Source organism: Flagellimonas sp. (assembly GCF_965215805.1).
Classification (GTDB): Bacteria; Bacteroidota; Bacteroidia; order Flavobacteriales; family Flavobacteriaceae; genus Flagellimonas.
The window spans coordinates 2,632,065-2,652,500 of sequence record NZ_OZ244124.1; the positions used below are offsets into that span (position 1 = coordinate 2,632,065).

Below are 20,436 nucleotides of genomic sequence, written 5' to 3' on the forward strand. Positions count from 1 at the left end.
GATCATTCAGAATCGTCCAAATACCCATCAATGTCCCTACGGTCTTTTTTGGTTGGCCTACCTGTTCCTTTTTTTCTATAGTGGTCCTTGGCAAATTTCAATAGTTCATCGTTGGCAAAGGCCTCTTTTGGGGTGGTGTCCTTTCGGTAGATATCCACCAATTTGGCACCTACTCGGCTTTCTGGGATATCCAATACTGTAAACTGATAATCTATTTGGTTCTTGCGCACCCTTATTTCATCCATGGGGTATACTTCCCTTGAAGGCTTTACCACATCACCATTGATTTTGACCTGCCCTTTTTTAACAGCATTTGCAGCAACGTTTCGGGTTTTATAGTATCTAGTACACCAGAGATATTTATCAATGCGCATAAACTCTGCAAATCTTTGTTAATGCCAGTAACAAAAATAGTGGAAAATTGTATCTTGCGCAGCTAAATAATGTACTTGATGAAGCACGGATTTTTAGTTTTTTTGTTTACTCTTGTTTTGTTTTCTTCCTGTAGCAATGATGATGGAGGGCCAGATGTTGAGATCGTCCCACCCCGTCTGCTGGCAGAAGTATCAGCAGAGAATGATACGGAAATCCGAGAGTTTTTGCAGACTCATTTTTATAATTACGAGGATTTTGCTTCCCCTTCGGCCAATTTTAACTTTAGAATAAAAATTGATACCATCGCGGGTGTCAATGCGGATAAAACCCCGATGATTGATTTTGTCAGGGAGGCGACCGTCAATATTTCTGATTTCGAGTTCTTATTGGATCAAGGGGAGGATGACATTCCACATAAATACTACTATCTCTCTGCAAGGCATTCTTTTGAGGAGCTTGATCAAGAGCGTGTGGACTGCCCAGAGTGCTTCCCATCTGTAGCCGACTCGGTTTTTGTGAGATATGAGGGTAAACTGTTGGATGGTACTTCCTTTGATAGTGCCTTAAACAATGCCATTTGGTTTGATTTGGCCCGACTTCAGGATTTGACCCAGGGTTTTAGAGGATTCGCTGAAGGTATCCCAAACTTTATCATTGGGGATAACATCAGTGATAATGGAGACGGAACAGTCACTGTTGAGGATTACGGGGTTGGCCTGATTATTTTTCCTTCAGGTTTGGGTAATTTCAATCGGGTCAGTGGGGGTATACCACAGTATAGCCCGCTCATGTTTACTATTGATTTATTTACGCTGAACCAAACTGATCATGATGGGGACGGTATACCTTCCATAGATGAGGATGTTAACGGCAATGGCTATCTTTATGACGACAATACAGATGCGGATAGCGAACCTGCAACAGTTTCCTTTGCCAATTTCCAGGATGCGGATGATGACGGTGATGGTACAACTACAAGAGACGAAATATCGGATGAAAATGGGAACATCATTTTCCCTTATCCGGATGATAATAATGATGGGACACCCAATTATTTGGACCCAGATGTGAACTAACAAAAAAGGCCTCGAATTTCGAGGCCTTTTTTTATTACGTTATTTGTTTCCTACAGCTTAAGCGATGCGGAAAAAATCACCTGCGAAGGTCTAGAATCTACCCGCCCAGAAATGTCGGCTATGTTATCGCCAATTAATTGGGCTTCATTTTCAGAGAAGCCTCTTTCGTATCGGACGTCCAATCCAAGTTTTCCCAGATTAACTCCCAAACCGGCATTGAGACCAACGGTAAAATCATTTTCAACGTCCTCAATTTCCAAATCTCCCAAATCATTGCTCAGGGTATACTGAAAGGCCGGACCTGCAAAAACATGCAAGGGCCCCACCAATTTATAGCCCAATAAAACGGGAACGTCAATTTTGGAAACATCATAATCGTTGGAATCCCCATTGACGCTATAGGTACTTTTGGTTCTGGTATAGACAACCTCAGGTCTCAAATAGAGTTTTGGAAAATCCAATTTTCCCCAAAAACCAAAATGGTATCCGGTTTTGCCTTCAGCGCCCTCCGTAATGTTTTGGGCGGCATCACCAATGGTTCCCACTAGGTCACCATTCTTGTTATAACTTAAACCTGCTTTAATACCAAAGCCAGAACCGCTTTGGCCAAATGCAGTGATACCCATCAAGGCAAACACTGCAATGAAAAGTGTTTTTTTCATAATGTGCTTCGTTTTTTAATTGGTTGAAAATGTATCAAAGATGATACCGAAAACTATTTTCGTTTCAACACTTTTAAAACGGCAGCCTCAATGGCTTTATTGTTTAAGCCATATTTATCCATTAATTGGTCTGGTGTTCCACTTTCGCCAAAAGTATCTTGGGTAGCAACAAACTCCTGAGGTGTAGGATGATGTGTTGCCAGAACACGGGAAACACTTTCCCCTAGGCCTCCTAAATAATTGTGTTCTTCAGCGGTAACCACACATCCGGTTTTCTTCACGGAAGCTAAAATAGCCGCATCGTCAAGTGGCTTAATGGTATGTATATTGATTACTTCGGCAGAAATACCTTGGTTCTCCAAATTTTCAGCAGCAATTAAAGCTTGCCAAACCAAGTGACCCGTAGCAATAATGGTCACATCGGTGCCTTCATTGAGCATAAGGGCTTTTCCTATTTCAAACTTTTGATTTACTGGAGTAAAGTTCGCCACTTTGGGTCTTCCAAATCGAAGGTAAACAGGACCATGGTGCTCTGCAATGGCAAGCGTAGCAGCCTTGGTTTGGTTAAAATCGCAGGGGTTGATAACGGTCATGCCCGGAAGCATTTTCATCAACCCGATATCTTCCAATATTTGGTGTGTGGCACCGTCCTCTCCCAAGGTAATACCGGCATGGGAAGCACAGATTTTCACGTTCTTGTCAGAGTAGGCAATGGACTGGCGAATTTGGTCATAAACCCTACCTGTTGAGAAGTTGGCAAAAGTCCCCGTAAATGGGATTTTTCCACCAATGGTCAAACCAGCAGCTATTCCCATCATATTTGCCTCCGCAATACCTACTTGGAAAAATCGCTCTGGATTTTCGTCTATAAACGTTTGGATTTTTAATGAGCCTACCAAATCTGCACAAAGTGCAACAACATTAGGATTGGTTCTACCCAATTCGGTCATTCCAGCTCCAAATCCACTTCGGGTATCTTGCTTTCCTTGATCTGTATATTTAGTCATGTCTTTGTCTTAAGAATTAGTAATCACCTAAAGTTTCTGGATTTTGCGCTAGGGCCGTTTCCAATTGTTCGTCACTTGGAGCTTTTCCATGCCATGCGTGGGTATGCATCATAAAATCGACACCATTACCCATTTCAGTGGTCATTACCACACAAACCGGCCTCCCTTTTCCAGTTTTGTTCTTGGCCTCCTTCAATCCGGCAATGACCTGATCCAAATCATTCCCATTTTCGATTTCCAAAACATCCCAACCAAAAACACGAAACTTTTCGGCCACATCTCCCAAGGGTAAAACATCTTCGGTGCCACCATCAATCTGCTGCCCGTTTCTATCCACAGTAGCAATCAGGTTGTCCACTTTATTCCCCGCAGCATACATGATGGCTTCCCAATTCTGGCCTTCCTGAAGCTCTCCATCACCATGTAGGCTATAAACCAAATGGGAATCGCCATTCAATTTTTTGGCTTGGGCCGCTCCAATGGCTACCGACATTCCTTGTCCCAAAGAACCGGAAGCGATACGTACCCCTGGAAGTCCCTCATGGGTGGTTGGGTGTCCCTGAAGCCGGGAATCAATCAGTCTAAAGGTGTTTAATTCATCAATTGGGAAATATCCCTTTCTTGCCAGAACACTATAAAATACCGGTGAGATATGACCATTGGAAAGGAAGAAAAGGTCTTCACCAATTCCATCCATATCAAAACCATCCTTAAGTTCCATCACTTCATTGTAGAGCGCAACAAAAAACTCGGTACAGCCCAAAGATCCCCCTGGATGTCCGGAATTTACCTTATGGACCATACGCAGAATATCCCTCCGCACCTGGGTCACTAAATCCTGTAATTCTTGTGTGTTTGGCATTGTATTGATTTTAAGCCTTCAAAAGTAACGGCATTCACTTTGTTATACAAGCACTTGGGCATTATTTTACGAAACGGTTTGCGGAGCAAAACTTTATTTTTTTGTTAAGGCTTTCTGGAGCTGAGATAGCTATATTTGCGGTCTTAATTGTGACTTTTGGATTTTACCCTACTTAAGAAGGATGGACAAAGCAAGGCCCGTGCCGGAGAACTAAAGACGGATCACGGAACCATCCAAACCCCAATATTCATGCCCGTGGGTACTGTGGCCTCCGTTAAAGGAGTGCACCAGCGGGAACTGGTCAATGACATCAACCCGGATATTATATTGGGAAACACCTATCACTTGTACCTCCGTCCTAAAACAGGGATTTTGGAACAAGCGGGTGGCCTTCACAAGTTTATGGGGTGGGACAGGAACATCTTGACAGATAGTGGGGGGTATCAAGTGTATTCCCTGTCCAATAACAGAAAAATCAAGGAGGAAGGGGTTAAATTCAAATCACATATTGATGGCTCCCTACATACGTTCACTCCAGAAAATGTGATGGAAATACAGCGCACTATAGGAGCTGATATTATCATGGCCTTTGACGAGTGTACGCCATATCCATGTGACTACAATTATGCCAAACGATCTATGCATTTGACCCATAGATGGTTGGACCGCTGTATTGCGCACTTGGATAGATTGCCCTTTAAATATGGATATTCCCAAAGCTTTTTTCCCATTGTTCAGGGATCCACCTTTAAGGATTTAAGGAAGCAATCCGCAGAATATATTGCTTCTGTTGGAGCTGAAGGGAATGCCATTGGCGGACTTTCTGTAGGGGAGCCAGCTGAGGAGATGTACGAAATGGCGGAGTTGGTCTGCGATATTCTACCTGAAGACAAGCCCCGATATCTTATGGGAGTTGGGACGCCAATCAATATTTTGGAGAACATTGCATTGGGAGTGGATATGTTTGATTGTGTAATGCCTACAAGAAACGCCAGGAATGGAATGCTATTCACGGCCCATGGTACTATCAATATAAAAAACAAAAAATGGGAAGCGGACTTTTCTCCCATTGACGAAATGGGAATAACTTTTGTTGACACCGAGTATTCCAAAGCATACTTAAGGCATTTGTTCGCAGCCAATGAATATTTGGGCAAACAAATTGCCACCATTCACAACCTTGGATTTTATCTGTGGTTGGTGCGAACGGCCAGAGAACGTATTTTAGTGGGGGATTTTCAGGAATGGAAAACCAAAATGGTGCAACAAATGGATAAAAGATTGTAATGCTCACTATACTGGATAGGTACATACTGAAACGTTATCTGGTAACCTTCTTGGGGATGCTGTTATTGTTTATTCCAATAGGCATCATGGCCAACCTGGCCGAAAAAGTGGGCAAAATCATTGACAATGAGGCTCCCTTAAGCGAAGTCATCGTGTACTATGGGAATTTTACCCTGGTCATTGGTAATTTGTTGTTACCCATATTTCTTTTTCTGTCCATCATTTTCTTTACCTCCAAATTGGCAAGTAATACGGAGATTGTGGCCATTTTAAGCTCGGGGGTTTCCTATTGGCGGTTTTTGCGTCCTTATTTTATTGGGGCGACCCTGGTGGCCATTCTCATTTTTATGATGGGGATGTTCATTGTTCCCAATGCCAGTATCGGTTTTAATGAATTTGAGTACGAGTATTTTAAAAAAGGAAGAAAGGTTCAGGAAACATCCAACATTTTCAATCAGCTCAATGAAACCGATTATATATATGTAAGCCGATTTGAGCCTAGCCGAAAGGTGGGCTACAACTTTACCTTTGAACACTTTGATGCCAGCAAAAAATTGGATTATAAAATCTCTGCATCCAATATTAGATGGGTGGAGAAAGATAGTATTTACAGGTTGACCAATTATGTCAAACGCAAGTTGAGAGACGGGATAGAGGTGATGGAAACCCAACGAAGGCTGGATACACTTTTTACTTTTAAGATAGAAGACCTTACCCCGGTTTCCTATGTTGCGGAAACAAAGAATTTATTTGAGCTGAACGAGTTCATAAATGACCAAAAGAGCAAAGGAGCTTCCAACATCAACGCTTATGTTTTGGTGAAGTATAAACGTTGGGCCTTACCCATAGCCGCATTTATTCTTACCATTATTGCTGTGGCTGTTTCCTCGGTAAAAAGACGAGGAGGGATGGGACTCAATCTTGCTTTTGGTATTGGGGTGGCCTTTGTCTATATCTTTTTTGACAAGGTTTTTGGAACCCTTGCGGAACAATCTGGATTTTCGCCACTATTGGCCGTATTGATTCCCAATCTGTTGTTTGGTGCCTTTGCGGTCTATATGTTGATGAAGGCCAAGAGGTAAGCCATTTCCTTCTCCATTTTTAAGAAAGAAATCGCAAAAAGTAGGGGTAGGGGTATCCCCAGAATGTTATATATTTGACCCCAATATTTTGTTGAAACCAACTTTTCATGGAGTATCTAGATTTTGAACTTCCCATTAAGGAACTTGAAGAACAACTTCAAAAATGTATGATCATTGGGGAAGAGAGCGATGTTGATGTGAGCGAGACCTGTCAGCAGATTGAAAAAAAGCTGGAAGAGACCCGAAAGGATATCTACAAAAACTTGACGGCTTGGCAAAGGGTGCAACTTTCAAGACACCCCAACAGACCCTATACCATGGATTACGTCAACGCTATATGCGGGGATACATTTTTGGAATTGCACGGGGATAGGACTGTTAAAGATGACAAGGCCATGATCGGTGGACTGGGCAAGATTGGAGATCAGAGCTATATGTTTATTGGTCAGCAAAAGGGATACAATACCAAGACAAGACAATACCGAAATTTTGGGATGGCCAATCCAGAAGGCTACAGAAAGGCATTACGCCTGATGAAGTCAGCAGAGAAATTTGGCATTCCAGTGGTCTGTTTTATAGATACCCCCGGAGCCTATCCAGGAATTGAGGCCGAAGAAAGGGGACAAGGAGAGGCCATTGCCAGAAATATTTTGGAAATGACCCGTTTGAAGGTTCCCATTATTGTGGTGATTATCGGTGAAGGAGCTTCTGGTGGAGCGCTGGGAATAGGTGTGGGAGACAAAGTACTGATGCTGGAAAACACCTGGTATTCAGTTATTTCACCTGAATCGTGTTCATCCATTCTATGGCGTAGTTGGGAATTCAAAGAGCAGGCTGCCGATGCACTTAAGCTTACGGCTACCGATATGAAAAAACAGAAGCTGGTGGACGAAATTGTCAAAGAACCACTGGGTGGTGCACATGCCAATCGGGACAAGACTTTTGAAACGGTAAAAAACAAAATTTCGGCGCAATTTGAGGAACTCAAAAAGTTATCACCAAAAGAATTGGTAAAAGCACGGATGGAAAAATATGCTTCCATGGGTGTATTTAACGGCTAGCCTAGAGTTTCTGGCGACTGCTTAAATTTTTCAGATTTTTTCTTCAAACATTTTACGGTTATTAACATTTTTTCCAAGTTATCAACATTAACTTTGTTAATGACCTGTGGACATCCCAGTGGGAGAATTTAAAGTTAACTAAAGGTTAAATAACTACTTTCGTAGCTATGGACAAGCCCAGCCCAATTATCGGCCATAAAATCGAAAAGTCGACCATTATCAACTTAGAGCGTGGAAAAATTCCGCCGCAAGCTGTTGATTTAGAGGAAGTTGTGCTTGGAGCTATGATGATTGACAAAAAAGGTGTGGATGAGGTAATAGATATCTTACATCCAGAAGTCTTCTATAAGGACGCCCATAGATTCATATACGAAGCCATCTTCAAATTGTTCGAATCGTCCGAGCCTGTGGATTTATTAACCGTTTCGTCCCAATTGAAGAAGGACGGGCACTTGGAAGCAGTGGGAGGGGACTTTTACCTCATAAAACTGACCCAAAAAGTGGCTTCTTCGGCCCATATTGAGTTTCATGCCCGAATTATACTTCAAAAGTACATTCAGAGAAGTTTGATAAAAATTTCCAACGAAATCATTGAGGACGCCTATAGCGATTCCACAGACGTTTTTGACCTTTTGGACAACGCTGAAGCCAAATTATATGAGGTAACCCAAGGCAACTTGAAACGCTCCGCCGAGACGGCCCAAAATTTGGTGATTCAGGCTAAAAAGAAAATCGAGGAGATTTCCAATAAGGAGGGGTTGAGTGGTATTCCTTCTGGATTTGACAAACTGGACAAACTGACTTCGGGTTGGCAACCTTCGGACTTGGTTATTGTGGCCGCAAGACCTGGTATGGGTAAAACGGCACTAACGCTTTCCATGGCTAGAAATATTGCGGTTAACTCGGAAATTCCAGTGGCCTTTTTCTCTTTGGAAATGTCGTCGGTGCAGTTAATTACCCGTTTGATTTCTTCGGAAACCGGACTGTCTTCAGAAAAACTGAGAACGGGTCGATTAGAAAAACACGAGTGGGAGCAACTGAACGTTAAAGTAAAAGCATTGGAGAAAGCCCCACTATTTATTGATGATACCCCATCGCTCTCTATTTTTGATTTACGGGCAAAAGCCAGACGATTGGCTTCGCAGCATAAAATAAGGTTGATCATTATAGATTACCTACAGTTGATGACCGCTGGAGGAAGCCAAAAAGGTGGAAATAGGGAACAGGAAATATCCACTATCTCAAGAAATTTAAAGGCGTTGGCCAAAGAATTGGATGTGCCGGTTATTGCCCTATCCCAGCTTTCCCGAGCCGTGGAGACCCGTGGTGGTAGTAAAAGACCTATTCTGTCGGATTTGAGGGAATCGGGAGCCATTGAGCAGGATGCAGATATTGTTTCCTTTATCTATAGGCCTGAGTACTATAAAATTGATGAGTGGGATGACGAGGAACGTACCCCTACCCAAGGCCAGGCCGAATTCATTGTGGCCAAGCACAGAAATGGTGGATTGGATAATATTAGGTTAAAGTTCATTGGAGCCCTCGGTAAATTTGATAACTTGGATGACTTTGATTCCCCATTTGAATTTCAGTCGAAGATGAATGCGGATGAAGAGAATCCCTTTGCAACACCCAATCTGCCCAGTACAGATGAGGCTTTTGGCAGTGCAATGAACAGTGACGATGATCCGGATAATGACGTACCTTTTTAAAATTCCAACTTTGTCATTTCGACCACGGCCGAGAGGGGTCTTTTTTCTTTTTTCTTTTTTCTTTTATCTCAACGCAGTTGCTTCCGTTATCCTTATTCCCATGGATGCTGAGAGCCAGGAGAATCATTTAAAAGCCTATGGCATTACCTATTGGGTGTTGACCAAACAGCAAAAAGTGCGGTGGTTACTCAATTATAGAGGGGGTTCATTCCTGTTACCAGATGGGGAGGTTATTCGAAAGGAATGCCAGATTAGAGGTGTATCCTTTGAAGTTTTATCGGATGCACAAGCAGAGTCCATACTAGATGGAATTAGTAGTCCGTCCCAAAACCAAGAAGCCGTTATTTTGGAGAAAGCACCCAAAATCGCGGTCTACTCTCCTAAAGGAAACCAGCCTTGGGACGATGCGGTGACCATGGTTTTGACCTATGCCGAAATTCCTTATGTAACAGTTTACGATGAGGAAGTTTTGGACAACAAACTGGTTTTGTACGATTGGCTGCACCTGCATCATGAAGATTTTACGGGCCAGTTCGGAAAGTTCTATGGAGCCTACCGTGCGGCGCCTTGGTATATAGAAGGAAAAAAAGAGGCAGAGGAATTGGCCCAAAAATTGGGGTTCAATAAAGTCTCGGAAGCAAAAAGAGCTGTTTCACTTAAAATAAGAAACTATGTGATCGGTGGTGGATTTATGTTTGCCATGTGCTCTGCTACGGATAGTTTCGATATTGCCCTGGCTGCAGAGAGCGTTGACATTTGTGAGCCTATGTTTGACGGGGATCCATCCGACGCCAATTATCAAGGGAAATTGAACTTCGGAAATACTTTTGCCTTTACTAATTTTATCTTGGAACGTAACCCGCTTCGTTACGAGTTTTCATCTATTGATATGACCAACAAGCGGCGGGACATCCCCAAAGAATCAGATTATTTTTCTTTGATGGAGTTTTCCGCCAAATGGGATCCAGTGCCTACTATGTTGACCCAAAACCACACCACTTTGGTGAAAGGTTTTATGGGACAGACTACCTCTTTTACACGGAATCAGGTGAAACCCACGGTTATGGTTCTCGGTGAAAGCAAACTCAACGGAGAAGCGCGATACATTCATGGAATTAAAGGGAAAGGATTCTTTACCTTTTATGGCGGTCACGACCCGGAAGACTATCAGCATAGGGTAGGGGATCCCAAAACGGAGCTGGAACTACATCCTACCTCCCCGGGCTATAGGCTGATTTTGAACAACGTTTTATTTCCCGCCGCCCGGAAGAAAAAGCAGAAAACTTAATCTACTTTTTCTCGGTTTCAACAAACTTTATAAAATGAGAAGCATAATTTTTGGAAATACGCTTTCGTAATTCTATGAATGGTTTTGTTTTTAAGTAAATGGTAGTAAAGTTTTTGATGCTTAAATCTGTGCCAAATCTTGGGTTTATTACGCCTTGATTAAGTAATAAAGAAATATAATTGTATTCGTTAAGTAATGATTCAATATGATCTAATGAAGGCTTTTTATCTAAAAGTGGAAAATTGAAATTATAGCCTAAGTAGTATATTTTTTCACGAAGAGCGTTAAGTTCTTGCTTAAAGCAATTTTGCTTTTCTGATTCAGTTAATTCAGATTTTGTCATTTTAATTTCCAACGCTCTTATTTTAACATTTAACTTTTTAAACTCCAATTGAACTTCGTTTGAATGTATAAAGCGCTTTATTGATTGAAACCTATCCGAAATTAAAGGTCTATAAACTTTTGATTCTATCTCATGCTTTGAAATTTTGGTTTGTTCTTTGATTTGAACAATTGAGTATATACCTAACGTAGTGATGGCTAAAGTAAGAGTCCCTATAAAGATTTCTACCCATTGCGAACTGTCAAAAAAATGTTTCAAAGTAGTTTCACTTAAATCAGGATAGCTTAATATACCTGCTACCACAAAAGTGACGAACATAATAATGAGAAAAACCAAAATGGCAACTTTCACCATCTTGAATAGATTGACCAAAAACCAAATTTTATCTTCCATAAGTTCTTAGAATTATTTCCCTTTCAAATTCTGGTATTTCCTTGTAAAACGATATAGTCTTAGACATACCTTCTGCCAAGTTTGTTTTATGGTGTGATTCAAGAGTTTTGATTTGGGAACGACAACGGGCGAATTTGGAAGCTTGCATTTCACCGTCTCGCATGTCCAAGTGTACAATTTCTGACCTTGATCTCGTTAAATCGACAATAAGCTTAGCAACTTCGTTAACGGTCATTTGAATGTGTGAAACTAGTTCGACGATTTCATTTGGAAATATCCTCTCTTCATTTATAAAATCAGTGACAATTTTTGAAAAATCGTCTACATAAATTAACTCGACTGGTTGAAGACCAGAGCCGAATATTTCAACTGGTTTGTTGTTCAATGCTTGCAAAATAAATGTTGGGATAGCCTTTCGCACAGGAGATGCTTTTTGAAATGGACCATAAATATTCCAGAATTTCAATATTCTGATGTCAAAATTTTCAAACTCATTATAGCTTAAACCTAGTTTTTCCACTGCTTGTGAGGTGACTGAATAAACGTTATGCCATTCATTTGGCTTGGTGGGAAATAAGACTTTCTTAATCCCTATCTCTCGACATGCAAGAATCACGTTTAATGCACCTTTTATATTTGTATCTATGGCTTCATGTGGGTTTTCAAATAATTCGGAGGTCCCTAAAAGACCTGAAAAATGAAATACCATGTCCATACCTTCCAAACCTTTTACCAGTCCATTATAGTTGCGAACGTCACCATTTATTACTCGACAAAAACTGAGGTGTTTAGGAATTTCTGGTTCAATGTCATAAATAGTAACATTATGCCCTTGTCGTGCCAGTTCCATTGAAATGTGAGAGCCCAAAAAACCTAGTCCTCCAGTAACAAAGCAATTCATATAGCGTGGATTGGAAATAAATTTCAGAATAAAAGCGAAGTTTTAAATATACATTTAAAAATCAAAGGATTGTATCATATATGGAGAGGAAACACCTGGCAAGGGGAGCAAATATTATACTAGAAAAGGAGTCATATTAACCGTATACAAAAGTTAAGTCTTGCAAAAGGACAGCGCGTCGGAAGCCGGATTACTTTTTTAGTTACGAGTTAAAGAGTGTATAAGTATACTGTGCTGCGGAAATTTGTCCAAGAGTTCCTTTCTTTCTGGTAGGACAAAATCCTTAAAATCAAAACCTGGTGAAACCGTGCAACCCACAAAGGAATAATCATCGGGATTTATGGTTTTAGCTGCAAACCAATGATTACCTGGAACCACAAATTGGGGAATTTGACCTTTCCCAAAATCATTTCCAATACAGTGCTCGGAGAGTTCTCCTTCTTCAGATATCACATAAAGCATCAAAGGAGAACCAGAGTAAAAATGCCAAATTTCATCCTGTTTGATTTTATGGAAGGCAGAAAAGGTATCCGAAGTCAATAAAAAATAAATGGAGGTGGCATAGTTTCTAGAACCTTGATATTCTTTTGGTAATGACTCAGGAAAGACTACTCCTTGACTCCTATAGATTTCTTTAAAATAACCACCTTCGGGATGGGGGATTAGGTCAAATTTTTTGATCAATTGTTCTACCTGCTTCATACCAATTGCTCCAAAATCCGTTCTACCCCATAATCATCATTACTAGCGGTTTCGTATTTGGCCACCTTTTTCACGTTTGGATGTGCGTTGGCCATGGCAAAACTGTAATCGGATAATTCCAACATCTCTAGATCGTTGTTGTAATCCCCAAAAACCATCACCTCATGCGATGCAAGTCCGTGGTCTTTCATTAGCTTGTCCAGGGCAAATCCCTTATGTGCATTGGAGTGGTTTAAATCTACCCAATATAAACCAGAGACCTTTACCTTGAGCAGGTGCTCCAAATCCTTTAAAGCTGGATATATATGGGCTTCCGCATTTTGGTTATGGTAAACAGCTATCTTAATGATTTGATCCGTCACATCCCTTAAGTTTTTATGGATTTCATAGTTGGAGTAGTACTCTTTTAAGTCTCCAAGAAAAGAAGCGGATTTCTCATCAAAATAAGCGTTGTATTTCCCGCAAAGCATAGCATGTGCTCCTTCAATTTCCTCAATAATCTCCAAAAGCTCGTCCTTAAGGTGTTGTTGTATGGGGGTAACCAGAAGCTCATGCTCCTTCTCCTTGACCAAGGCCCCATTTTCTGCAATAACCAGGATATCCTCTTTGATGGGATTTAGCTTGTCCACGATACTGTGATATTGCCTACCGCTTGCAGCTACAAACTGGATGTTTTTTTGTTGAAGAGCCGCAAAAATTTCAAAAAATCGGGGACTTACCTGATGCTTGGAATTTAACAAGGTGCCATCCATGTCCGTGACCACCATTTTAATTTGGGAAAAATCCATTGATATCAATTTAAGCTGCAAAGGTATAGGATGTGGACAGAATGAAGTAAAGTTTATATTATTTTCGCTACCATATGAAAGTTTATCAATCAGAAATAAAACTTAAATCCTACCGTAGGGGATTTCACCTAATAACAGAGCGGGTGTTGGATGCCTTACCGGAAATTAAGAATATAGAATCAGGGCAGCTGCAGGTCTTTATCAAACATACTTCGGCAAGTTTGACCATTAATGAGAATGCCGACCCTACCGTTCGTTTGGACTTTGAGAGCCATTTTAATCAAATGGTTCCTGAAAATGCACCTTATTACATACACACTTACGAAGGCCCGGACGACATGCCAGCGCATTTGAAAGCTTCCCTATTGGGAGCTTCTGTTCAGATACCTATAACTAATGGAAAACTCAACTTAGGTATTTGGCAGGGAATTTATCTTTGTGAGCATCGGGATCGCGCCTCTGGAAGAAGGTTGGTTCTTACGGCTTTTGGAATTTAAATTCCTTACTGATTTTCTTTACCCATGCTTTGTACATTTTCTTGGATGGATGAAGACTATCCTGGGTCAGCAGATAGGGATTGACCCTTGCATTTCTGGAAATTTTCGTGATTTCAATAAACGAGACTTTCTTAGTTGCGGCCTCTTTTTTAATATAACTGTTGTAGGCTTCGAGTTCCTTTGCAATTCGAGAAGTGTCTTTAAATCTTGCATAAGGAGTAACACTGTAATCAGGAATGGACAGCACAATCACATTTTTGGGATTCCCTTGGGCCAGACTGATGCTTTTCTCCAATAGTATAGAGAACTCTTGCTGAAATTTTTCAAAGGATTGTCCCCTAAACTGATTGTTGACCCCTATGCACAGAGAGACCAAATCATAGTTGGGTTTTGGATTTTCGGAAGCTATGGCCTCCAATAAGTCTGAAGTAGTCCAACCTACTCGGGCAATTACTTTCGGGTCTTTTAAGGGGATTTTCTTTTTCCTAAGTTGGGCACTCAGTTGAAAAGGCCAGCTATTGATCCTTAATTCTGAAGTGCCTTCGGTGTAGCTGTCCCCAAGTGCCAAAAAGGAGATACTATCGTTTTGTGCAGTACAACAAAAGGAATAACCTAGAGCAAGAAGGATAAAAAACCCAAGAATACGATTGCGGATGTATAACATTCATATAAAATACAAAAACCCACTCAAATGAGTGGGTTCTTGATAAGCGGGGTAAGTTTATATTAACTCTTATTTTACTCTTTCAACGATGGCTTTAAAGGCATCAGGGTGGTTCATGGCCAAATCGGCAAGAACTTTTCTGTTCAATTCTATACCTTTGGATTTAACTTTCCCCATAAATTGAGAGTAAGACATTCCGTGCATTCTAGCTCCAGCGTTGATACGGGTAATCCAAAGTGCGCGGAAATTACGTTTTTTGTTTCTTCTATCGCGGTAAGCATATAGCATTGCTTTTTCTACCGCATTTTTGGCTACTGTCCAAACGTTTTTACGTCTTCCAAAGTAACCTTTGGCTTGCTTCATCACTTTTTTTCTTCTAGCTCTGGAAGCAACTGAATTTACTGATCTTGGCATAATGTTTCATTTTTTTGTAGCAGGCGGTCAAGAATTTTAAGTTTTAAATGTTGAGTTGAAAATTTATCACTTAAAACTTATTACTGAAAACTTAACACTTGTATAGGCCCAACTCCATGGTTAATAATTAATGTACCGGATTGAACAATTATTTTAAACGCAATTGTTCTTTAATACTGTTGACATCGGACTCGTGTACCAAAGTAGAGTGTGTCAACTTAAGCTTACGCTTTTTCGATTTCTTAGTCAAAATATGACTCTTAAAAGCGTGCTTTCTTTTGATTTTACCAGTTCCGGTAAGCTTAAATCGCTTTTTGGCACTGGATTTTGTTTTCATTTTAGGCATTTTCTCCTCTTTATAAAATTATACCGAATAAGCTTCGGTATCCCGCTTCCTATTTTTTGGTCTTGGGTGCAATGAACATGGTCATTCGCTTCCCCTCCAACTTTGGCATCTGTTCTACCTTTCCAAGCTCTTCCAGCTCCTGTGCCAATCGTAATAATAAAATCTCGCCTTGATCCTTGTAAACAATGGACCGTCCCTTAAAAAAGACATAGGCCTTCAATTTGGCACCATCTTTCAAGAACTTTTCTGCATGCCGCTTTTTAAAGGCGTAGTCATGATCGTCCGTTTGGGGTCCAAACCTAATCTCCTTCACAACAACTTTAGTGGCCTTGGCCTTCATGGCCTTTTCCCTTTTCTTCTGTTCGTAAAGGAACTTTTTGTAATCTATAATTTTACAAACCGGAGGGTTTGCTTTGGGAGAAATCTCCACCAAATCAAGCTCCAATTCATTGGCCTTGGCCATTGCTTTGGAAATAGGATATACTCCTACTTCTACATTATCCCCAACAAGTCTAACCTCAGGGGCCGTGATTTTGTCATTGATATTATGAGGGTTTTTATTTTCCCTCCTTGGTTGGGGTCTAAATCTTCTTCGTATTGCTATGACGTATACTTTTTAATTAAACTAAAATTTCTAGAACGACTTTAAGGTACTATTTATTTCAGTAGCTACCAAGTCGGAAAATTCATTGATGCTGATACTTCCAAAATCTTCTCCCCCGTGTCTTCTAACCGATATGGTTTCGGACCCTTCTTCTTGCTCACCAACGATGAGCATATATGGGATTTTCTTCAGCTCGGCCTCACGGATTTTCTTCCCTACCGTCTCGTTCCTATTATCAATGAGCGCGCGAATTTCGTGATTTTCCAACGAATTCAAAACTTTTTCCGCATATTTTTCGTGTTTCTCACTGACGGGCAATACGATAGCCTGGTCAGGAATGAGCCACAATGGGAAGTTTCCGCCAGTGTGTTCCAAGAGTAAGGCAACAAAACGTTCCATGCTTCCAAAGGGAGCTCTATGGATCATTATGGGCCTATGCAACTCATTGTCACTTCCTTTATAGGTAAGCTCAAATCGCTCAGGTAGATTATAATCCACTTGTATGGTTCCCAATTGCCATTGTCTTCCAAGGGCATCTTTTACCATAAAATCCAATTTTGGTCCATAAAAAGCTGCTTCCCCAGCCTCGATGACAAAATTCAATCCTTTTTCTTCTGCGGCATTGATGATGGCTTGCTCCGCTTTTTCCCAATTTTCTGGCTCACCAATGTACTTTTCTGGCTTATCCAAATCCCTAACCGAAACTTGGGCTGTGAAATTTTCAAACCCAAGGGAATTCAGTACATATAGCGAAAGGTCAATCACATTTTTGAACTCATCATTCAATTGGTCCGGTGTACAGAAAATATGGGCATCATCTTGGGTAAATCCACGTACGCGTGTCAAGCCATGGAGTTCACCACTCTGTTCATATCTATAAACCGTCCCAAATTCTGCATAACGTATAGGTAAGTCCTTATAGCTAAAAGGGCTACTATTATAGATTTCACAATGATGCGGACAGTTCATAGGTTTCAGCAAGAACTCTTCGTCTTCCTTTGGGGTATTAATGGGTTGAAAACTGTCTTCTCCATATTTGGCATAATGCCCAGAAGTTACATATAGTTCTTTTTGACCTATATGCGGGGTTACCACCATTTCGTACCCAGCTTTCTTTTGTGCCTTCTTTAGAAATTGTTCCAAACGTTCACGTAATGCTGCTCCCTTGGGTAACCATAGGGGGAGTCCCTGTCCCACTTTTTGGGAAAAGGTGAACAGTCCCAATTCTTTACCAAGTTTTCTGTGGTCACGTTTTTTGGCCTCCTCCAATAGTTGCAGATACTCGGTGAGTTCTTTTTGTTTTGGAAAAGAGATTCCGTAAACCCTTGTCAATTGTTTATTGTTCTCATCACCTCTCCAATAAGCTCCGGCAACGCTCAATATCTTAATGGCTTTGATGATGCCTGTATTGGGGATATGCCCCCCACGACATAGGTCTGTAAATGTGCTATGGTCACAGAAAGATATGGTTCCATCCTCCAGGTTTTCAATGAGCTCAAGTTTATACTCATTGTTTTGTCCTTTATAATAGGAAAGGGCGTCAGCTTTGGAAACACTTCGCATTTTATAGTCGTGTTTTCCCCTGGCAATTTCCAAGGCCATCTTTTCTATGGTAGGAAAATCTTTTTCGGAAATGGTATGTTCACCAAAATCCACATCATAATAGAATCCATTTTCAATGGCAGGACCAATGGTGAGCTTGATACCTGGGTAAAGTTCTTCCAAGGCCTGGGCCAACACGTGCGATGAGGAATGCCAAAAGGCTTTCTTCCCCTCGTCATTGTTCCATGTATATAAGGTAAGTGTACCATCCTGGGTAAGAGGGGTCACGGTTTCTACCACCGTATCGTTAAATTTTGCTGAAATAACGTTCCGGGCAAGGCCCTCGCTTATACTTTTTGCAACTTCCATTGGAGTAGTTCCTTGGGGAACTTTTTTTACTGCGCCATCGGGCAATGTAATCTCTATCATTTGTTATCCTTGTTTTGGATGGTGCGCAAAGATACTATCTTGATATGATGCTTACAATAGCGTATACAAAGGAATGGTAGAAAGCTTGCTTTCAGTTCTTTACCAATAGTGATTTTCGAACAGCTTATGGAATTGAAGAGTTCAGGTTGATTTTTTAATTGTAAATATCTAGTTATCAACATCTTGTATTTTTTTTGATTTTTTTTTGAAAATTGTTTGGTGGGATAAAATAAACCTCTCTATATTTGCACCCGCTTAGCTGATAAGGCTAGGTTGTTTTCAGGGTTTTGGAAAGGGTCTTCGGGCCTGTTTTTTTGCCCTTGATTTTTGAAGTTCATTGGACATATTGTAAAGACAGCGTAATTAAAGAATAACGAGGAACCATTTTGATGTCAGTTACTTGGATTGTTTGGGAGTTTACATTATTTAACTTTTTACAATGAAGAGTTTGATCCTGGCTCAGGATGAACGCTAGCGGCAGGCCTAACACATGCAAGTCGAGGGGTAACAGGAAGAAGCTTGCTTTTTTGCTGACGACCGGCGCACGGGTGCGGAACGCGTATGGAACCTGCCCCTGTCAGGGGAATAGCCCAGAGAAATTTGGATTAATGCCCCATGGTATCGAGGTATCGCATGATACTTTGATTAAAGATTTATCGGACAGGGATGGCCATGCGTACCATTAGCTTGTTGGTGAGGTAACGGCTTACCAAGGCAACGATGGTTAGGGGCCCTGAGAGGGGGATCCCCCACACTGGTACTGAGACACGGACCAGACTCCTACGGGAGGCAGCAGTGAGGAATATTGGACAATGGTCGGAAGACTGATCCAGCCATGCCGCGTGCAGGATGACTGCCCTATGGGTTGTAAACTGCTTTTACATGGGAAGAAACCTATCTACGTGTAGATAGCTGACGGTACCATGAGAATAAGGACCGGCTAACTCCGTGCCAGCAGCCGCGGTAATACGGAGGGTCCGAGCGTTATCCGGAATCATTGGGTTTAAAGGGTCCGTAGGCGGGCCGTTAAGTCAGGGGTGAAAGTCTGCGGCTCAACCGTAGAACTGCCTTTGATACTGGCGGTCTTGAGTCGTTGTGGGGTTGCCGGAACATGTGGTGTAGCGGTGAAATGCATAGATATCACATAGAACACCGATCGCGAAGGCAGGTAACCAACAACGTACTGACGCTGATGGACGAAAGCGTGGGTAGCGAACGGGATTAGATACCCCGGTAGTCCACGCCGTAAACGATGGATACTAGCTGTCGGGTCTTCGGACTCGGCGGCCAAGCGAAAGTGATAAGTATCCCACCTGGGGAGTACGTTCGCAAGAATGAAACTCAAAGGAATTGACGGGGGCCCGCACAAGCGGTGGAGCATGTGGTTTAATTCGATGATACGCGAGGAACCTTACCAGGGCTTAAATGTAACGGGACAGGCTTAGAGATAGGCTTTTCTTCGGACTCGTTACAAGGTGCTGCATGGTTGTCGTCAGCTCGTGCCGTGAGGTGTCAGGTTAAGTCCTATAACGAGCGCAACCCCTACCGTTAGTTGCCAGCGATTCAAGTCGGGGACTCTAACGGGACTGCCGGTGCAAACCGTGAGGAAGGTGGGGACGACGTCAAATCATCACGGCCCTTACGTCCTGGGCCACACACGTGCTACAATGGCCGGTACAGAGGGAAGCCACCCCGTAAGGGGGCGCGGATCTACAAAGCCGGTCACAGTTCGGATCGGGGTCTGCAACTCGACCCCGTGAAGCTGGAATCGCTAGTAATCGGATATCAGCCATGATCCGGTGAATACGTTCCCGGGCCTTGTACACACCGCCCGTCAAGCCATGGAAGCCGGGAGTGCCTGAAGTCCGTCACCGAGAGGAGCGGCCTAGGGCAAAATCGGTAACTAGGGCTAAGTCGTAACAAGGTAGCCGTACCGGAAGGTGCGGCTGGAACACCTCCTTTCTAGAGAAAGACGACCGGAGGTCCAGGTCCGGCATCGGGTGTTTTCCTTGTTTTTCTTTAAGCTGTCTTGCGATATGCCATCATACTGGCGGATTTAGGCCAAACAGTCTCATAGCTCAGCTGGTTAGAGCGCTACACTGATAATGTAGAGGTCGGCAGTTCGAGTCTGCCTGAGACTACAAAGTTGTCGAAGAGGGACGAGGAGCCTGTGCTGAGCGCAGTCGAAGCAAGTCTGCCTGAGACTACTGAAGGTACGAAGGCGTAAGCCGGAAGTACGAAGTTCATTGAGTATTGAATAGGAAATTCTGGAAGTTGGGCGGTAGTTATGGACTAACTACTAACTACTATGTACTAACGACTAGTATATGGGGAATTAGCTCAGCTGGCTAGAGCGCCTGCCTTGCACGCAGGAGGTCACCGGTTCGACTCCGGTATTCTC

General features: G+C 42.0%; 20 protein-coding genes, 2 tRNA genes and 1 rRNA gene (1 of these 23 cut by a window edge). 10 read left to right on the forward strand and 13 right to left on the reverse strand.

The annotated features are described in order from the left end of the window. Positions 1 to 2 precede the first annotated feature (2 nt). On the reverse strand, positions 3 to 374 hold the full coding sequence (locus ACOOE0_RS11655) for an RNA-binding S4 domain-containing protein (RefSeq protein ID WP_420399088.1): 372 nt from the start codon (positions 372 to 374) through the stop codon (positions 3 to 5). A 78-nt stretch (positions 375 to 452) separates the two neighbouring features. Here ACOOE0_RS11655 and ACOOE0_RS11660 point away from each other — a divergent pair, with 78 nt between their 5' ends. Further along, positions 453 to 1,451: an FKBP-type peptidyl-prolyl cis-trans isomerase gene (locus tag ACOOE0_RS11660; RefSeq protein WP_420399089.1), complete on the forward strand. Its 999-nt coding sequence runs from the start codon at positions 453 to 455 to the stop codon at positions 1,449 to 1,451. Positions 1,452 to 1,501: 50 nt separating this feature from the next. Here ACOOE0_RS11660 and ACOOE0_RS11665 read toward each other — a convergent pair whose 3' ends face one another. From ACOOE0_RS11665 to ACOOE0_RS11675, 3 genes are read right to left on the reverse strand one after another with little or no spacing between them, the layout of a single operon-like run. Continuing rightward, positions 1,502 to 2,113 carry an outer membrane beta-barrel protein gene (locus ACOOE0_RS11665; RefSeq protein ID WP_420399090.1) on the reverse strand — a complete coding sequence of 204 codons (612 nt, stop codon included), beginning with the start codon at positions 2,111 to 2,113 and terminating at the stop codon, positions 1,502 to 1,504. Positions 2,114 to 2,166: 53 nt separating this feature from the next. Next, complete coding sequence (locus tag ACOOE0_RS11670) at positions 2,167 to 3,120, reverse strand: transketolase family protein (protein ID WP_420399091.1); 954 nt, start codon at positions 3,118 to 3,120, stop codon at positions 2,167 to 2,169. Between the two features lie 16 nt (positions 3,121 to 3,136). Next, complete coding sequence (locus tag ACOOE0_RS11675) at positions 3,137 to 3,982, reverse strand: transketolase (protein ID WP_420399092.1); 846 nt, start codon at positions 3,980 to 3,982, stop codon at positions 3,137 to 3,139. A 156-nt stretch (positions 3,983 to 4,138) separates the two neighbouring features. On the opposite strand from ACOOE0_RS11675, the gene tgt reads away from it, so the two are divergent. From tgt to ACOOE0_RS11700, 5 genes are all read left to right on the forward strand, one after another. Further along, positions 4,139 to 5,269, forward strand: a complete 1,131-nt coding sequence (tgt, locus tag ACOOE0_RS11680; RefSeq protein ID WP_420399093.1) for a tRNA guanosine(34) transglycosylase Tgt — start codon at positions 4,139 to 4,141, stop codon at positions 5,267 to 5,269. Beyond that, positions 5,269 to 6,351, forward strand: a complete 1,083-nt coding sequence (locus ACOOE0_RS11685) for an LptF/LptG family permease (protein ID WP_420399094.1) — start codon at positions 5,269 to 5,271, stop codon at positions 6,349 to 6,351. The genes tgt and ACOOE0_RS11685 overlap by 1 nt, the downstream gene beginning before the upstream one ends. A 107-nt stretch (positions 6,352 to 6,458) precedes the next feature. Further along, positions 6,459 to 7,412, forward strand: coding sequence for an acetyl-CoA carboxylase carboxyltransferase subunit alpha (locus ACOOE0_RS11690; protein WP_420399095.1), 954 nt, complete (start codon positions 6,459 to 6,461; stop codon positions 7,410 to 7,412). 167 nt (positions 7,413 to 7,579) lie between these two features. Beyond that, entirely contained in the window at positions 7,580 to 9,124 is a 1,545-nt protein-coding gene (gene dnaB / locus ACOOE0_RS11695; RefSeq protein WP_420399096.1) for a replicative DNA helicase, read from the forward strand. After that, positions 9,108 to 10,412, forward strand: a complete 1,305-nt coding sequence (locus ACOOE0_RS11700) for an asparagine synthetase B (protein WP_420399097.1) — start codon at positions 9,108 to 9,110, stop codon at positions 10,410 to 10,412. Before dnaB ends, ACOOE0_RS11700 begins: the two co-directional genes overlap by 17 nt. Before the next feature lies 1 nt (position 10,413). Here ACOOE0_RS11700 and ACOOE0_RS11705 read toward each other — a convergent pair whose 3' ends face one another. The 4 genes from ACOOE0_RS11705 to ACOOE0_RS11720 form a co-directional block, all read right to left on the reverse strand. Further along, entirely contained in the window at positions 10,414 to 11,148 is a 735-nt protein-coding gene (locus ACOOE0_RS11705; RefSeq protein ID WP_420399098.1) for a DUF4760 domain-containing protein, read from the reverse strand. Further along, positions 11,138 to 12,049: an NAD-dependent epimerase/dehydratase family protein gene (locus ACOOE0_RS11710; RefSeq protein ID WP_420399099.1), complete on the reverse strand. Its 912-nt coding sequence runs from the start codon at positions 12,047 to 12,049 to the stop codon at positions 11,138 to 11,140. Before ACOOE0_RS11710 ends, ACOOE0_RS11705 begins: the two co-directional genes overlap by 11 nt. Before the next feature lie 198 nt (positions 12,050 to 12,247). Further along, positions 12,248 to 12,751: a cupin domain-containing protein gene (locus ACOOE0_RS11715; RefSeq protein ID WP_420399100.1), complete on the reverse strand. Its 504-nt coding sequence runs from the start codon at positions 12,749 to 12,751 to the stop codon at positions 12,248 to 12,250. Beyond that, positions 12,748 to 13,539, reverse strand: a complete 792-nt coding sequence (locus tag ACOOE0_RS11720; protein WP_420399101.1) for an HAD family hydrolase — start codon at positions 13,537 to 13,539, stop codon at positions 12,748 to 12,750. The genes ACOOE0_RS11715 and ACOOE0_RS11720 overlap by 4 nt, the downstream gene beginning before the upstream one ends. Before the next feature lie 74 nt (positions 13,540 to 13,613). Here ACOOE0_RS11720 and ACOOE0_RS11725 point away from each other — a divergent pair, with 74 nt between their 5' ends. Beyond that, a complete protein-coding gene (locus ACOOE0_RS11725) occupies positions 13,614 to 14,036 on the forward strand; it encodes a secondary thiamine-phosphate synthase enzyme YjbQ (protein ID WP_420399102.1) in 423 nt (140 codons plus the stop codon). On the opposite strand, the gene ACOOE0_RS11730 is transcribed toward ACOOE0_RS11725, so the two are convergent. From ACOOE0_RS11730 to thrS, 5 genes are all read right to left on the reverse strand, one after another. Next, positions 14,017 to 14,700, reverse strand: a complete 684-nt coding sequence (locus ACOOE0_RS11730; RefSeq protein ID WP_420399103.1) for an SGNH/GDSL hydrolase family protein — start codon at positions 14,698 to 14,700, stop codon at positions 14,017 to 14,019. The two genes, ACOOE0_RS11725 and ACOOE0_RS11730, sit on opposite strands and share 20 nt — an antisense overlap. A 69-nt stretch (positions 14,701 to 14,769) precedes the next feature. Then, positions 14,770 to 15,114, reverse strand: a complete 345-nt coding sequence (gene rplT, locus ACOOE0_RS11735; RefSeq protein WP_420399104.1) for a 50S ribosomal protein L20 — start codon at positions 15,112 to 15,114, stop codon at positions 14,770 to 14,772. Positions 15,115 to 15,262: 148 nt separating this feature from the next. Next, on the reverse strand, positions 15,263 to 15,460 hold the full coding sequence (gene rpmI, locus ACOOE0_RS11740; RefSeq protein WP_046744547.1) for a 50S ribosomal protein L35: 198 nt from the start codon (positions 15,458 to 15,460) through the stop codon (positions 15,263 to 15,265). Positions 15,461 to 15,509: 49 nt separating this feature from the next. Then, on the reverse strand, positions 15,510 to 16,004 hold the full coding sequence (infC, locus tag ACOOE0_RS11745; protein WP_420402216.1) for a translation initiation factor IF-3: 495 nt from the start codon (positions 16,002 to 16,004) through the stop codon (positions 15,510 to 15,512). A gap of 90 nt (positions 16,005 to 16,094) precedes the next feature. Then, positions 16,095 to 18,035, reverse strand: coding sequence for a threonine--tRNA ligase (gene thrS / locus ACOOE0_RS11750; protein WP_420399105.1), 1,941 nt, complete (start codon positions 18,033 to 18,035; stop codon positions 16,095 to 16,097). A 436-nt stretch (positions 18,036 to 18,471) separates the two neighbouring features. Here thrS and ACOOE0_RS11755 point away from each other — a divergent pair. The 3 genes from ACOOE0_RS11755 to ACOOE0_RS11765 form a co-directional block, all read left to right on the forward strand. Next, positions 18,472 to 19,997, forward strand: a 16S ribosomal RNA gene (locus tag ACOOE0_RS11755). 105 nt (positions 19,998 to 20,102) lie between these two features. Continuing rightward, positions 20,103 to 20,176, forward strand: a tRNA-Ile gene (locus ACOOE0_RS11760). A 188-nt stretch (positions 20,177 to 20,364) separates the two neighbouring features. Further along, positions 20,365 to 20,436, forward strand: a tRNA-Ala gene (locus ACOOE0_RS11765); it runs 2 nt beyond the window's last position.